15 protein-coding genes and 1 pseudogene are annotated in these 13,550 nt (G+C 65.6%); 3 read left to right on the top strand and 13 right to left on the bottom strand.

Annotation, left to right across the window (positions count from 1 at the left end; genetic code table 11):
• The first annotated feature begins 107 nt into the window (after positions 1-107).
• On the top strand, positions 108-560 hold the full coding sequence (locus ASE13_RS07805) for a DUF2231 domain-containing protein (RefSeq protein ID WP_056613259.1): 453 nt from the start codon (positions 108-110) through the stop codon (positions 558-560).
• 175 nt (positions 561-735) lie between these two features.
• Here the strand turns inward: ASE13_RS07805 and ASE13_RS07810 are convergent, their stop codons facing one another.
• Positions 736-1,806, bottom strand: a complete 1,071-nt coding sequence (locus ASE13_RS07810; RefSeq protein WP_156404779.1) for an alpha/beta fold hydrolase — start codon at positions 1,804-1,806, stop codon at positions 736-738.
• 334 nt (positions 1,807-2,140) lie between these two features.
• Between ASE13_RS07810 and ASE13_RS07815 the strand changes: the two genes are divergently transcribed.
• Entirely contained in the window at positions 2,141-3,397 is a 1,257-nt protein-coding gene (locus tag ASE13_RS07815) for a ferritin-like domain-containing protein (protein ID WP_056613261.1), read from the top strand.
• Positions 3,398-3,583: 186 nt separating this feature from the next.
• Here ASE13_RS07815 and ASE13_RS07820 read toward each other — a convergent pair whose 3' ends face one another.
• From ASE13_RS07820 to ASE13_RS07855, 8 genes are all read right to left on the bottom strand, one after another.
• Positions 3,584-4,363: an alpha/beta fold hydrolase gene (locus ASE13_RS07820; RefSeq protein WP_235536878.1), complete on the bottom strand. Its 780-nt coding sequence runs from the start codon at positions 4,361-4,363 to the stop codon at positions 3,584-3,586.
• 22 nt (positions 4,364-4,385) lie between these two features.
• Complete coding sequence (locus tag ASE13_RS07825) at positions 4,386-5,159, bottom strand: SDR family oxidoreductase (RefSeq protein WP_056613265.1); 774 nt, start codon at positions 5,157-5,159, stop codon at positions 4,386-4,388.
• Positions 5,156-5,785, bottom strand: coding sequence for a glutathione binding-like protein (locus tag ASE13_RS07830; protein WP_056613266.1), 630 nt, complete (start codon positions 5,783-5,785; stop codon positions 5,156-5,158). The genes ASE13_RS07825 and ASE13_RS07830 overlap by 4 nt, the downstream gene beginning before the upstream one ends.
• Complete coding sequence (locus ASE13_RS07835) at positions 5,782-6,516, bottom strand: sensor histidine kinase (protein ID WP_056613268.1); 735 nt, start codon at positions 6,514-6,516, stop codon at positions 5,782-5,784. Before ASE13_RS07835 ends, ASE13_RS07830 begins: the two co-directional genes overlap by 4 nt.
• Positions 6,517-6,580: 64 nt before the next feature.
• Entirely contained in the window at positions 6,581-7,045 is a 465-nt protein-coding gene (locus ASE13_RS07840; RefSeq protein ID WP_056613270.1) for a carboxymuconolactone decarboxylase family protein, read from the bottom strand.
• Between the two features lie 20 nt (positions 7,046-7,065).
• A complete protein-coding gene (locus tag ASE13_RS07845; protein WP_235536879.1) occupies positions 7,066-7,515 on the bottom strand; it encodes a hypothetical protein in 450 nt (149 codons plus the stop codon).
• Positions 7,512-8,273, bottom strand: coding sequence for an SDR family oxidoreductase (locus ASE13_RS07850; RefSeq protein ID WP_056613272.1), 762 nt, complete (start codon positions 8,271-8,273; stop codon positions 7,512-7,514). Before ASE13_RS07850 ends, ASE13_RS07845 begins: the two co-directional genes overlap by 4 nt.
• A gap of 24 nt (positions 8,274-8,297) precedes the next feature.
• Positions 8,298-9,050: an SDR family oxidoreductase gene (locus ASE13_RS07855; protein WP_162254673.1), complete on the bottom strand. Its 753-nt coding sequence runs from the start codon at positions 9,048-9,050 to the stop codon at positions 8,298-8,300.
• Positions 9,051-9,403: 353 nt separating this feature from the next.
• Here ASE13_RS07855 and ASE13_RS07860 point away from each other — a divergent pair.
• A pseudogene (locus ASE13_RS07860) lies at positions 9,404-10,224 on the top strand (alpha/beta fold hydrolase).
• Positions 10,225-10,264: 40 nt separating this feature from the next.
• On the opposite strand, the gene ASE13_RS07865 reads toward ASE13_RS07860, so the two are convergent.
• The 4 genes from ASE13_RS07865 to ASE13_RS07880 all read right to left on the bottom strand — a co-directional run bounded on the left by ASE13_RS07865 (position 10,265) and on the right by ASE13_RS07880 (position 13,525).
• The gene (locus ASE13_RS07865; RefSeq protein ID WP_056613275.1) at positions 10,265-11,890 is read right to left on the bottom strand and encodes a sensor histidine kinase; all 1,626 of its coding nucleotides are present in this window, start codon (positions 11,888-11,890) and stop codon (positions 10,265-10,267) included.
• Complete coding sequence (locus tag ASE13_RS07870; RefSeq protein ID WP_056613277.1) at positions 11,884-12,249, bottom strand: response regulator transcription factor; 366 nt, start codon at positions 12,247-12,249, stop codon at positions 11,884-11,886. Before ASE13_RS07870 ends, ASE13_RS07865 begins: the two co-directional genes overlap by 7 nt.
• A gap of 79 nt (positions 12,250-12,328) precedes the next feature.
• A complete protein-coding gene (locus ASE13_RS07875) occupies positions 12,329-12,985 on the bottom strand; it encodes a response regulator transcription factor (protein ID WP_235536880.1) in 657 nt (218 codons plus the stop codon).
• A gap of 78 nt (positions 12,986-13,063) precedes the next feature.
• Complete coding sequence (locus tag ASE13_RS07880) at positions 13,064-13,525, bottom strand: hypothetical protein (RefSeq protein ID WP_056613279.1); 462 nt, start codon at positions 13,523-13,525, stop codon at positions 13,064-13,066.
• Positions 13,526-13,550 lie beyond the last annotated feature (25 nt).

Here is a 13,550-nt window from a genome sequence, read left to right on the forward strand (position 1 = left end):
TTCTTTGAGTTCGGCGCGCTGGGTTTGAGGGCGGTCCATCTGCGCCCGGAACCCTCTCGAGATCGCGATGGTTTATGGCGGGGCCGGAAAGTCAGAGGAGGCATGTCATGGACGCTTCCAACCCTCGTTCGACCGCCAAGATTGCCGGTCACCCGATCCACCCGATGCTGATCCCATTTCCTATTGCCTTTTTTGTCGGAACGCTCGCGGTAGACATCGCCTACAGTCAGACGGGCGATCCCTTCTGGACCACCGCGGGACGTTGGCTGTTGATCGCGGGCCTCATCATGGCCGCGCTCGCGGCGTTGGCCGGGCTTACCGACTTCCTCGGCGATCGACGAATTCGTGCGCTCAGCGCCGCTTGGCATCATATGATCGGCAACGTGATCGTGGTGCTGCTCGAAGTGTTCAACCTCGGGCAACGGCTCGGACAGGGAGACGGCTTTGTCGTTCCGATGGGGATGATCCTGTCTGTGGTCGTGACGTTGCTGCTTCTCTACAATGGCTGGCGCGGTTGGGAGATGGTTTATCGCGGCCGGGTCGGCGTGACTGATAGTTGACGCGCGGAGCACGAGACCATCAACCTGAGGGCGGGGCCGATGCTGTCGGTTGCAAGCGCGCCAGACGCCTTGGTTCTGTCCAGCTCACCCGTCGTGATGGGGTAACGGGCCTTCACAGAGGCGTCGCGCAGCAGCGAATAGCAGCGCTTTGGAAACACCTTTCCATGAGGGCTGCTCAGGGACCGTCGATGAAGGCGTGGACAAGTCGAACGGTCGCAGCAGGATTTTCCTGCATGATCCAGTGACCGGAGTTCGGGACCAACCCGGCGGTCACGTCGGCAGCAGCGGCGCGCATGATGTCCGCCATCTGCATGCCGAGACCCTCTTCAGCGCCCAACGCCAGCACGGGGATTGCCAGTTTTCCGTGCGCGGCCAGCCACGCCCGATTGTCGTCCGCATCCTGGTCAAAGGCACGATATTGTTCGAACACAGAGTGCATTGCACCGGGGAGCGCATAAAGCGCGGCATATCGGCTTCGCGATCGCTCCGTGAAGCGCCCTGGGTCCCCCGAAAATTCGTTCCAGAAGCGATCGAGATAGATGCGCTCACGCCCCTTTACGAGCCGCTCCATGTCCGGGCCGCCAAAACGGAAATGCCAGGTCGCCGGGCTCTTTGCGATCTCGTCCCAGGGGCCAATCCCGGGGATCGGCGCATCAATCACGATCAGCTTGGTTACCCGGTTCGAATATTTTTCCGCAAAGGCAAAAGCGACCATGTTGCCAATATCATGCGCCACAACATCGGATTGCACGATCTTCAGCGCGTCCATCAACTCCGCGATGTCCGTAGCCTGGTTCATCTTGGAGAAACCACCCGCCGGCTTCGATGACCGACCCATGCCACGAAGATCAGGCACGACGACGGTATGATTTCGGGTCAAGCTTGCAGCTAGCGGAGACCACATATCTCCACTTTCGCCAAAGCCGTGGATCAGGACAATCGCAGGTCCGCTGCCGCCAATGCGCACATGGATCGTCACGCCATTCGCTTCGATTTCCTCGGTGCGAAATTCGGCCGGATAGGGCAGTTCCTGTGCCTGGGCGGGTGCGGATACCGCCAGCAAAGCAGCCGCCAGGAAGGAGAATGGGAACTTGGCCAAAAGGCGATTGGGCAGGCTCAACTCCCCGCCGCGGCGCTTAGTGACGGCGACCTGCGCACCTTCAGCGGCAAAGCGCTCTGCCGCGGCCAACCCGATACCGGGGATTCCGCCAGTGATCAGTGCAGTCTTGCCGGTAAATAGTGCCATTGCGGCAGGGCCCCCCTTCAGCTTGTGCGCTAGGAAGATAACGGCCGCTGCCGCCCGCAAAACCTATGCGCAGGTCGAGCCAGTCCAGGATTAAGGATCAGACCGATGGCATTCCAGGTGCTTGGTCCCTCGGCCGGCAAGGTCCGGATCAGGTACGGAGACGCCTCCCGAAACGTGATTGCATCCTGTCCCAAAGTGTAGCCAACCCGAGGAAAAGGCATAGGCGTCTGCTCCTTCCCACCGGGAGAACCACGGCCCAGGCAGAGCTGCGGCCTCTGTCATGGTTCCCTAACCGGTCGTTCGACCGGAGCGCCCGCTCCGGAAAGGAGCGATCATGACCAAGGAATCCGACCATCCGGTAACCCGGGAAGGACTGCTGCACGCGCTGTACGAGGCGGCGGAGCTCGAACAGAATCTGATGTGCACCTATCTCTACGCGGCCTTCAGCCTGAAGGATGGCGAAGCGGAGGGATTGCGACCGGAAGAGGCAGAGGCCGTCACTCGGTGGCGGCATGCGATCATTGCGGTCGCCGTCGATGAGATGGGCCATCTGGCGGCAGTCTGGAACATCACGTCCTCCCTGGGCGGGGCGCCCCGGTTCGGCCGAACGAACTTTCCGCTCGAAGCGGGCTATCTTCCGGCGAACATCGTCGTGAAGCTCGCGCCGTTCAGCGCGGAGGTGCTTCAGCACTTCATCTATCTCGAGCGTCCGGACGGCTCCAACGAGCCGGACGGCGAAGGCTTCGTACCTTCAGAAGCGACGGTGCGCACCCCGGCGCCGCTTCGCCTCACCCCGACGGGCTATGATTACGCTACGATCGGCGATTTCTATCAGCGCCTGGAAACGGATTTGCATTCGCTGGTCGACAGGCTGGGCGAGCGCGAAGTCTTTTGCGGCGATCCTGCACTGCAGCTCGGTGCCCCCGAGACCTGGCTGAAGGGCGCAACAGCGGTCACCGATCTTGACTCAGCGCTCGCCGCACTCACCGAGATCGTGGTCGAAGGCGAAGGCGCTCCGGAGCATCGCGAAAATTCCCACTTCGCCCGGTTCCTGGCGATCCGCGATGAATTCCGGCAGTTCAAGGCCGCGAACCCCGATTTCGCACCAGCGCATCCGGCTGCCATCAATCCGGTGCTGCGCAAGCCGCCACATCCCGAAGGGAAGGTCTGGCTGGAGAATCTGGAAGCGATCGCCACTGTCGATGTGGCGAATGCGATCTATGTGCTCGCCCTGCGCCTGCTGGCTGGCGCTTATGCCGTACCGCGACCGGATGCGCGCAAGGCGTTGTATACCAGCTGTGCGGTTGCGCTGATGCACGCCATCGATGCCATGGGCGCGCGCGCCGCGCGGCTGCCTGCCGGGCCTTCGAACCCCGAATGCAATGCGGGCGTATCGTTCACGGCATTACGAGAAGCATCCGCGCTCCCGCAGGGGCCGAGCGCGCGCGCACTATATGCGGAGCGGATGGACGAGCTGCTTGCCGCAATCGATGCGATGGATACCGAGGACCCTAAAATCTCCCATGTCGGGCAAATCCTGCAACGCCAGGCAGAAAGCCTACGGTCCACGCCGGACGATCCGGCCGCGTGACATCGTAAATGGAGGCGGCCCAATAACCGCCTCCATTTCGGGGCGAAGCCAGCTTCTTTCTCAATGTCCGCAACTTGCCCGTTAGCGGACCGGCCGCTTCCAGGCCGCTCGGGTCGGAAGGGGTCGTTCGCCCGCGTTTGCAGGCCACGACCGCTTCCGACAGTTCTGCCTCCGTCCGGCTATCGCTTATCTTGCGGTAGCCGCATCCTCGATCAGGGCCGTGACTTCGCGGGGATGCGAGACCATCAATGCGTGCGAGGCGCCCGCGATTTCGACGGTCTTCCTGGCATGCGCGCGTTCGGCCATGAACTTCATGACCGCGGCAGGGATATTCCGGTCGGCCGTGCCGTAGATCATGTAGGACGGCAAAGTCTTCCAGCTGGCGATGCGCGACGGCTCGCCCAGCGCAGACCGCGTCACAGGGCGTTGGGTGGCCGCCATCGTCGCGGCCTGGCTTTCGGGAACGTCGGCGGCGAACTGGGCGTGGAACTTCTCGGGGCGGATGTAGAGATCTTCGTCGCCGTCCGGGAGCGCGACCGTCGTCAGACTGTCGCCCAAAGTGCTGCCCGGGAATTTCGAGGAGAGCGTGAGGCTCGATTCTCCGGCCTCGGGCGCGAAGCCGGCGACATAGACCAGCGCCTTCACGTTGGAATTGCCACTGGCCGTCTCCGTAATCACCGGGCCGCCATAGGAATGGCCGACCAGCACGACCGGTCCCTTGATCGTCTTGACGATAGCCGAGACGGCGGCGGCGTCGCGCGCAACCCCGCGCAACGGATTGGCGGCGGCAATGACGGTGTAGCCGTCCTTCTCGAGCCGGGCGATGACCGGATCCCAGCTCGCGCTTTCGGCGAAGGCGCCGTGTACGAGCACGATCACTGGCTTGACAGGTGGGGCTTCGGTCTGGGCCATGGCGGAACCGGAGAGGAGCAGGGCTGCGGAAAGCAGCGGTTTGGAAAAGCGCACGAATTTTCTCCTTGGCGGGGCTTTAATGGACGGGAATCGAGAGACGGGGCGGCTGCAGACTGTCACGCAGCCAGTCGTCGAACCTGAGCTTGGCGATGCGCGCGCCGGGGCCGGGCAGCAGCGAGCGCTCGCCGAGCGTGGCGCCGAAATAGGGCGCGCCGATATCGGCGACGATCCGGCGGCTATCCTCGAAGGCAGTGGCGATCTCGGCCGCGACCTGATCGAGCCGTAGCTGCTCGGGCCCGGCGACCTCCAACGCGCCGTTGAACGGATCGCTGAACGCCGCATCGGCCAGCATGTCGGCCAGATCCTCGCCCGCGATCGGCTGGACGAGCGCCGGCGCGATACGGATGTCGCGCGCCGTGCCGGCCTGCACCACGTCGCGGACGAACTCGAAGAACTGAGTCGAGCGCAGGATCGTGAACGGAATGCCCGATCCGGCCGCCATCTCCTCCTGCATCTTCTTGCCGCGGAAATAGCCGCTCGCGAGCAGGCCGTCGGTACCGACGATCGACAGGACGACGTGATGGCGCACGCCGGCCCGGCGCCCCGTTTCGAGCAGGTTCCGGCTCGAGGCCTCGAAGAACCGCTGCGCCGTGTCGCCGTCGTCGGGCGAGACGTTGGTGACATCGATCACCACTTCCGCCCCATCCAGTGCTTCGGCCAGCCCGGTGCCGGTGAAGCTGTCGACCCCGGTGCGGCGCGAGGCCTCGACGACGGGCAGGTCCTCCTGGCGCAGGTTGCGCACGAGCCGCTCGCCGATCCGGCCGCGGCTGCCGATAACCGCGATCTTCATATCAGTGCCTCGATCGAAGAGGTGTCGATCGAAGGCAGCGGCGCGAACAGCCCCTCCTCGATCAGCGCCCGGCGGACGGTGGGGCGTTCGGCGACGCGCTCGAAATAGCCGAGCATCGAGGGCGATATCGGCACGTCGAACGCCTGCGCCCAGCGCAGCATGACGAAGAGATAGGAATCGGCCACCGTGAAGCGCGGCCCGAACAGATAGAGCTCGTTGATATGCTCTTCGATCAGCGCCAGCCGCTGGGCGACCGCCTCGCTGGCGGCGGCGCGTTCGTCCACGTCCTCGGAATGCCAGAAGGGCTTGAACGCGACATGCAGCTCGGTCGATAGCCAGGAGAGCATCTCGATCAGCCGGGTGCGGCCGAGCGGGCCGCTCGGCGCCAGACCCGAATCCATTCCTGCGATGAACTCGAGGATCGCGGTGTTCTCGCTCACCGCATTGCCGTCATCGAGCACCAGCAGGGGCACATAGCCTTTGGGGTTGATCGCGACATAATCATAGCCGTGCTCGGTGGTCTTGGTCTTGATGTCGACTCGCTCGAACTCGGCGGCGAGGCCGGCCTCGTGCAGCGAGATCCGGCCGGACAGGCTGCAAGCGCCGGGGGCGTAATAGAGCTTCATGATCGGGTCTCCTCGGGAATGGCGGGCAGGCGCAGGGTGACGACGGTCCCGACGCCGGGCTCGCTCTCGATCGAGACGCTGCCGCCGGCACCGCGGACGAAGCGTTCGACCATGGGCAAGCCGATGCCGCCCAGGCCGTCGCGCTTGGTGGTGAAAAAGGGATCGAAGACGCGCGCGAGCACGGCGGGCGGCATACCTGACCCGCGATCACCCACACGGAGATCGACCCATCCGGCCACGGCGCGAGCGTCGATTCGCACGCTCCCCTTCCCGCCCATCGCATCGCGCGCATTGAGGACGAGGTTGAGCACCGCGCGGCGCAACCCGGTGGAGTCGCAGGCGGTATCGGGCAAGCCCGGTTCGAGCTCGATATCGAGGGTCAGTTCGGCATCTTCGCGGGCGACCATCAGCGTCGCGATGTCCGCCAGGCAGTTGGCGATATCGCTGCGCGGGGGCTGCGCAGCGGTATCGCGGGCACGCACGACGGACTGCCGGACGATCGTGCCTGCCTGATCGAGCGAGGTCCGGGCGCGATGCAGGATCGGATCGCGGTGGCTCCCCGGCATCTCCGGCGTGCGGGCGACGATGTTGAGCGCGGAACTCGCGATCTGGATCAGGTTGCCCAGGTCGTGGAGCACGCCGGCGGCAGCGACCGCGAACTCGCGATTGGCCTGCCCCTCTTCGATGGGGGGCAGGATTTCGGGTTCATGTGGTGCAGGCTGACAGAGCATCACGTTCGTCCTTTCTCGAGCGGGCCGCGGAGCGCAGAGGCGGGTCGCCCCGCGGCCCCGCAAGTCAGGCGGCGGCCGCAGCCGGCGTCTCGAAGGGGTGAACGGCGCGCAGGCTGATCTGTACCCGGTTCCACAGATTGATCGCGCCGATCGACAGCGTCAGCCAGGCGATCTCTGTCTCGTCGAACCGGGCCTGGAGCATCGCGTAATCGGCATCCGGAGCATGGCTCTTGCCGATGCGGGTGACCACTTCGGTCCAGTTGAGCGCGGCGCGCTCGCGATCGGTGAAGGCCGGGGAATCACGCCAGCCGTCGAGCAGGTGGATGCGCTGGTGGCTCTCGCCGCTCTTGACCGCGTCCTTCACGTGCATGTCGATGCAGAATGCGCAGCCGTTGATCTGCGAGGCGCGGATCTTAACCAGCTGGAGCAGGCTGTGCTCGAGGCCACTCTTCTCGATCGCGGTTTCGACGCCGATCATCGCCTTGGTGCCTTCGGGGGCAACCTGAAAGATATTCATACGGGGGGTCATTTCAGTCTCCTTGCTTGGGATCAGGGGTTGCGGGCGGCGCGACGGTCGCGCAGCGCGAACAGGGTGAGACCGGCGCCGATCAGCGATGGGAGCGAGACGGCGGGAAAATCGCGCAGTAGTGCTGAGGGACCGCAGATGCCGGCGGCGACTTCCCAGATGTGGAAGAGCGCGTGGCAGGCGAGCCACAGCGTCGCCCCGCCCCACAGCACCAGACGCGTCTCGCGCCGCGCCGCGCCGATCAGGAACGCCGCGCCGAGGAACAGGAAGATGATGCCGATGTCACGGATGAAGTGCTGGTTGAACGGACCGGTGGTGGTCACGCCGGGCACGGCGAAATACCAACCGACCGGCGAGACGAGCATGTACGCGCCATTCGCCAGGCCGCCCGCGCCGAGCAGCACGGCGAGGAAGATGCAGAGCTGGCGCAGCGCCGGCATGTCCTCGCCGGCGGGGATCGCAGGCGCGGTCATTTCGACACCGGCGCGGGCACATTGGCGAGCCACCAGTCGAAGCCGGTGGTGCCGAGCCGCGCATCGGGCCCGGGCATCAGCGAAGCATCATCGATCGTCACGCCGAAATACGCCGCCGCCGGATCGGAGACCACGCGGCGCGGGTCCTTGTCGAATGCGAGTACCCGCGCGACCAGTTCGTCGATACGCCAGACCTGCGGGCCCGCAACTTCGATCATGCCGTTCACCGGCTCACCGAGTGCAGCCCAGGCAACCGCGGCCGCAACATCCTGCGCGGCCATCGGCTGGAAGCGCGCGGACGAGAGGCGAACCGTGTCGCCCTCGGTCGCCGAATTGGCGATGCCGCGCAGGAATTCGAAGAACTGGGTGGCGTGGACCAAGGTGAACGGGATACCCGAAGCCGCGATCCCCTTCTCCTGCGCGAGCTTGGCCTGGAAATAGCCGCTGGCCTGGAGCCGATCGGTGCCCACGACGGACAATGCGATGTGGTGACGCACCCCTGCCCTTTTCTCGGCCGCGGCGATATTCCGCCCCGCCTTCTCGAAGAAATCGAGCGCCGCCGGGCCGTCGAGCGTCGGCGAATTGGAAACGTCGATCACCACGTCGGCGCCTTCCAGCGCGCGATCGAGCCCCTCGCCGGTCAGCGTGTTCACGCCGGTATTGGGCGCGGCGGCGAGCACGTCGTGCCCCTCCTTGGTCAGCAAGGCGACGGTCTTCGAACCGATCAGCCCGGTACCGCCAATCACTACGATCTTCATGACACTTCCTTTCGGTTGGGGGGGTCAGGCCGGCGCGAGCGCGCGCTGGAGCCAATATTCGAAGCCGGCGTCGTCCGAGCGCACCGCTGCACCGGTGACCAGCGCATCGACCCCCGGGCGCGCACCGAAGAAGGGCGCGGCGACATCGACGAGCACGGGGCGGTAATCCTCGGCGGCGGTCAGGATCTGCTGGGCGAGATCGGGCAACGCATAGATGTTCGGCCCCGACACCTCGACGATCGCATTGGCGGGACCGCGAAGTGCCACCTGCATCAGCACCCGCGCAGCATCGTCCGTGGCGATCGGCTGGACACTGAGCGGCGGCACGCGGACCGATTCCTCGCTCCGCCCGGCATCAAGGATGGCATCGATATATTCGAAGAGCGGAGTCGAGCGGACGATGGTGAACGGAATACCGGAAGCCGCGACCAGCGCTTCCTGCGCGTACTTGCCGCGGTAATAGCCGCTGCCGATCCGCTCGGCGCCGATCGCTGAGAAAGTGATGTGGTGCGCGATGCCCGCTGTCTTCCCGGCGGCGAGCAGCGTGGCACCGGCCGCCTCGAAGAAACGGAGCATATCCGCCGGATCAGCATAGCCGGGGTTGGAGACGTCGATGACGACCGCGGCACCTTCCAGCGTCCTATCGAGTCCCGCCCCGGTGACGATATCGACACCGGTCGAGCGCGCGGCGACCACGACATCATGGTTCGCCGCCTCGAGTTGCCGGACGACCCTGGCTCCGACCAGGCCGGTCCCTCCCACCACGACGATGCGCATGATCGTTCTCCTCCGCCCGGCACCGACATGGCGCCTCGGCATATAAGGAAGATCGCGGATCGGCCGCGTCGTCTCCATCGTACGCAGGGATGCGCCAGGCCCGCTTTTAGGCAGGCGACCCTATGCCCAGGTGCAGGTCAGGCCGGCCGGATGCGGGGTCGAGCCCGCTCCACCGCGCAAATCCGCGGCCAGGGCGTTGGCCGGTCAAACCATCGGCGAACTCCCCCTTGCCCTGCGGCGGGGGAGACCGCGTCTCAGGTGCCGTCGCGACACGGACGGCTTCCCGCCTAGCCCTCTCTCGCCAGAAGGCGGCCCGCTACGGGCCGTGCGGCGCTTGTTCAAGGAGACCCGAGGTGCCGATCTTCACCACCAGCGACGGACACGAGATGTACTATAAGGACTGGGGCAAGGGCCCGGTCGTCACCTTCTCGCACGGCTGGCCGCTCAGTTCGGATGCCTGGAGCATCCAGATGCAGTTCCTAGCCGAGCAGGGGTATCGCTGCATCGCACATGATCGCCGCGGCCATGGCAAGTCGGCCCAGACCAGCACCCGCAACGACATGGACGGCTATGCCGACGACTTGGCCGAGCTGTTCAGCGCGCTCGACTTGCAGGACATCGTCATGGTCGGCCATTCGACCGGCGGCGGCGAAGTCGCGCGCTATATCGGCCGCCATGGCACAAAGCGGGTCAGGAAGGCAGTGCTGCTCGGCGCGGTGCCGCCGGTGATGCTGCAGAGCGAAGCCAATCCCGAGGGGTTGCCGATCGCAGCGTTCGAGGGCCTGCGCCGCGACATCCTCAAGAACCGATCGCAATTCTACAAGGACTTCGCGATTCCCTTCTACAGCGCCAATCGCGAGGGCGCGAACGTGCCGCAGAGCCTGCTCGACGAGTTCTGGCTGATCAGCATGCAAGCGGGCCTGAAGAACGCGCATGACTGCATCAAGGCATTCAGCGAGACCACTTCACCGACGATCTGAAGAAGTTCGACGTCCCCACACTGATCGTGCACGGCGAAGACGACCAGATCGTGCCGATCGCTGACTCGGCCTATAAATCGGCCAGACTGGTGCCGGGCGCGCAGACGATCTTCTATCCGGGCCTGCCCCACGGCCTCACGGCCACCCATGCGGACCGGTTCAACGCCGATCTGCTCGCGTTCCTGCGCAGCTGAGGCGCGGCGTCCGGCGGTGTACCCCAGCGCCGCCGGACGTTCAGGCGGGAATCGAGGGCAGCGAGAAATGGAAACAGGCGCCACCCTGTTCATGGTTCGCCGCCGCGATCGTTCCACCATGCGCGGCGATGATCGACTGACAGACCGCCAGACCGATGCCCATCCCCTCCGCCTTGGTGGTGAAGAAGCCCTCGAACACGCGGTCGATGTTCTCGGCAGCGATGCCAGGCCCGGTGTCGCGGATCGAGAAACCCACGCCGCCAGCGCCATCCGGACCGGTGGCAAGCTCGATCCGGCCCTTTTCGACGCCCGCCAGCGCCTGGAGGCTGTTGATCAGCAGATTGACCACGACCTGCTGGAGCTGGACGCGATCCCCGAGCACGCGCGGCAGGCCGATATCGAGGCGCACCGAGAGCAGGATCGCCCGCGTCTCGATATCGTGGCAGACGAACATCAGCGCCTCCTCGACCACGGCGTTGAGGTCGAGCGGCGCCGGCTCCGGCACATGACGCGATGCCATGCCGCGAATGCGCTGGACGATCTCGCTGGCGTGGCGGGCGCTATCGCCGATGCGCCGGGTGAGCTGCTCCACCTTGGCGAGATTGGGTTCGTCGCGCTGCAGCCAGCGGAGACTGGTCTCGGCGTTCATCGCGATTGCGGCCAGCGGCTGATTGACCTCATGCGCGATCGAACTGGCGAGTTCGCCGAGTGTGGAGATGCGCGCGGCGCGGGCATGCTCCTCCTGGAGCTGGCGCAGCTGCGCCTCGGTGCGAAGCTTGTCGGTTACATCCTCGAGCGTGACCAAGGTCACGTCCAGCCGCTCGGGCGGCGTCGGGAAAGTCACGGTCAGCTCGACGTCGAGCAGGCGGCCGTCGAACGTCTCGAGCTTGATCCGTTCGACATGGCTGCGTCGCCCCTCGAAATGGGCGATGACGACATTGTGCGCAGTCTCGGGCGTCCGGGCGAAGATGAAAGCCACCGGACCGATCAGATCCGCCACCCCGCCCGCTCCCATCAGCCGGGCAGCACCGCCATTCGCATCGGTCACGCGCACGATCGCACAGGCCTGCTCGACCAGTCCGGGATGCGCGTCGAGATGTGCGACGATGTCCGTCACGCCCTCGGCTCGCAGCTGGTAGAAGACGGCGCCCATCGGCCGAGCATCGACCTGGAGCAGTGCGCCGGGCAGATGATGAATCAGCCGGCGATAGCGCTGCTCGCTGGCACGCACTGCCCAGAAGGAGCGGTCGTCGGCGATTTCGCCGTCCACCTGCACCCACACCGTGTCGGCCGCGCCCGGCGTGCCCCATACGGTGAGTGTGGCGTCGCGCAGCATGAAGGAATTGACCGCCTGGGCGCGGACCGCATGCGTCGGATCGTTGGCGACCGCCACGATCAGCGCGGCGAGCGCGTTCCAGCTTTCCTGAGGGCAGAAATTGGCGACCGGCTGTCCAAGAATGATCTCCCGCGCCGAAGGGGCGCCGACCAGCTCGAGGCTACGCCTATTGGCATCGACGATGCGCGCGCCGTGCAGCAGCGCGGCGACCCAATCGGCCCATTCGCCCCCGGCAGCGATCGTGTCGATCAGGGAGCGGACGTGCGACAGGTCGACTTGCCAGCAGGCGGCCTCGGCCACATCCTGCACCAGGGCCGGGCCGGTCAGCATCGCGGGAGCACCGCCTTGAGGGTACCGAGCAGCGCTTCGTCATCAACCGGCTTGGTAAACCAGCCTGCCGCACCGCCCTGGAGCGCGCGGGTGCGCAGCACTTCCTCGTCACACGAGGTCACATAGATCACCGGCATCTCCGAGCCGCCGGCACGTAGCCGGCGCTGGAGCTCGATCCCGTCGATCTTGGGCATGCGGACATCGGTGATCACGCAGTCGAAATCGCCGCATGCCTCGAGAAAGGATACCGGTCCCTCGAAAGTGCGCGCAGGCAACCCCTCCACCAGGAGCAAGTCGAACAGCGCATTGCGCACGGCCTCATCGTCATCCACGATCGCGATCACCGATGATTTGGGCAAGCGGAGGGTCCCTATCGACGCGCAAGCCGCGCCCGCCGGATGTCGCTGAATTTACAGCGCGTTGGTACCATACCATGGTCTAGGTCCCCTCGTGCCTTAGGGGTTCGGGCAGCACGTCCCAGGCGCGGATCAGCTCACCGACCGTATTGGCCGCCATCTTGCGCATCACGCTGCTGCGGTGGAGCTTCACCGTGACTTCGCTGATGCCGAGATCGAAAGCGATCTGCTTGTTGAGCCGGCCCCGCGCCACCTGACGGAGCACCTGGCGCTCGCGCGGGGAGAGCGTGCCATAGCGGTCGGCCTGGAGCTTCATGATCCGCGCGCCGGCCCGTTGGGCGAGATCGCGCTCGATGCCGAGCGTCACCGCATCGAGCAGCGATTGGTCGCGCACCGGCTTGGTGAGGAAATCGATCGCGCCGGCCTTCATCGCCTGCACGCTCATCGGGATATCGCCATGCCCGGTCAGGAAGATGATCGGCTTGGCATTACCCCCCGAGGCGAGATGCTGCTGCAGATCGAGCCCACTCGACCCCGGCATGCGCACGTCGAGCACCATGCAACCCGGCCGCTCAGGCAACTTCGCCTCGAGCAGTTCGCGCGTCGAGCCGAAGCCGGCCGCATCGATCCCCACCGAAAGCATCAACTCCTCGATCGACGTACGGACGGCGGTATCGTCGTCGACGATCACCACCAGTGGCCGATCCTGCGCGGCCCACATCTGCAGTCCCTCGTTCATCTTGCGACCTCCGGGCTGATATGGCTGGAGACAGGTAAATCTCTCACGACAGGCAACAGGCCGTAATCCCGAACCCGGTTAGCCCGGACCTCCCCGTTCCGGGGATCGCGGTTCGAGCCGGATCACGCGGCGGCCATAAAGATGCGCGTCGATCGACCAGGCGCCCGGGCCGAGCAGCACCAGCGCCACAGCACCACCTGTGCAGCCGATCAGGAACCAGATGAGATCTCCTCGCGCGCTGCCGATTCCGATCGCCAGCACGGCGGCGAGCAGCAACGCCGCCGCCCGCGCGCCGAAGCCTGACACGAGTGCCAGCGCAATCGCTGCCGCACCGAGCCCGATCGGCACCGTGATCGACGGCGCCGGCCAAAGGCGCGCGAGCGCCGGGAACGCGATCACGGCATAAGACAGTCGCAGGAGCAACAGCGCGACGCCGAAAAGGCCGTCAGGATAGCGTAGGATCAATTTGGGCACCGTCAGGCGATAGCCCTCATATGCGCCCCGGCCAGCCTTCGCTCCGGGGATTTTCCACTCCCCCATTCGGGGGTAGCATCGCCGGCGCCTG

It is taken from the genome of Sphingomonas sp. Root241 (assembly GCF_001428865.1).
Classification (GTDB): Bacteria; Pseudomonadota; Alphaproteobacteria; order Sphingomonadales; family Sphingomonadaceae; genus Sphingomonas.

Excerpts from the sequence above, each read along its gene's own strand:
- ASE13_RS07880 (WP_056613279.1), bottom strand. The coding sequence starts at position 13,525 with ATGGGGGAGTGGAAAATCCCCGGAGCGAAGGCTGGCCGGGGCGCATAT.
- ASE13_RS07810 (WP_156404779.1), bottom strand. The coding sequence starts at position 1,806 with ATGGCACTATTTACCGGCAAGACTGCACTGATCACTGGCGGAATCCCC.
- ASE13_RS07830 (WP_056613266.1), bottom strand. The coding sequence starts at position 5,785 with ATGAAGCTCTATTACGCCCCCGGCGCTTGCAGCCTGTCCGGCCGGATC.
- ASE13_RS07840 (WP_056613270.1), bottom strand. The coding sequence starts at position 7,045 with ATGACCCCCCGTATGAATATCTTTCAGGTTGCCCCCGAAGGCACCAAG.
- ASE13_RS07805 (WP_056613259.1), top strand. The coding sequence starts at position 108 with ATGGACGCTTCCAACCCTCGTTCGACCGCCAAGATTGCCGGTCACCCG.
- ASE13_RS07835 (WP_056613268.1), bottom strand. The coding sequence starts at position 6,516 with ATGCTCTGTCAGCCTGCACCACATGAACCCGAAATCCTGCCCCCCATC.
- ASE13_RS07855 (WP_162254673.1), bottom strand. The coding sequence starts at position 9,050 with ATGCGCATCGTCGTGGTGGGAGGGACCGGCCTGGTCGGAGCCAGGGTC.
- ASE13_RS07865 (WP_056613275.1), bottom strand. The coding sequence starts at position 11,890 with ATGCTGACCGGCCCGGCCCTGGTGCAGGATGTGGCCGAGGCCGCCTGC.
- ASE13_RS07825 (WP_056613265.1), bottom strand. The coding sequence starts at position 5,159 with ATGAAGATCGCGGTTATCGGCAGCCGCGGCCGGATCGGCGAGCGGCTC.
- ASE13_RS07850 (WP_056613272.1), bottom strand. The coding sequence starts at position 8,273 with ATGAAGATCGTAGTGATTGGCGGTACCGGGCTGATCGGTTCGAAGACC.
- ASE13_RS07845 (WP_235536879.1), bottom strand. The coding sequence starts at position 7,515 with ATGACCGCGCCTGCGATCCCCGCCGGCGAGGACATGCCGGCGCTGCGC.
- ASE13_RS07815 (WP_056613261.1), top strand. The coding sequence starts at position 2,141 with ATGACCAAGGAATCCGACCATCCGGTAACCCGGGAAGGACTGCTGCAC.
- ASE13_RS07875 (WP_235536880.1), bottom strand. The coding sequence starts at position 12,985 with ATGAACGAGGGACTGCAGATGTGGGCCGCGCAGGATCGGCCACTGGTG.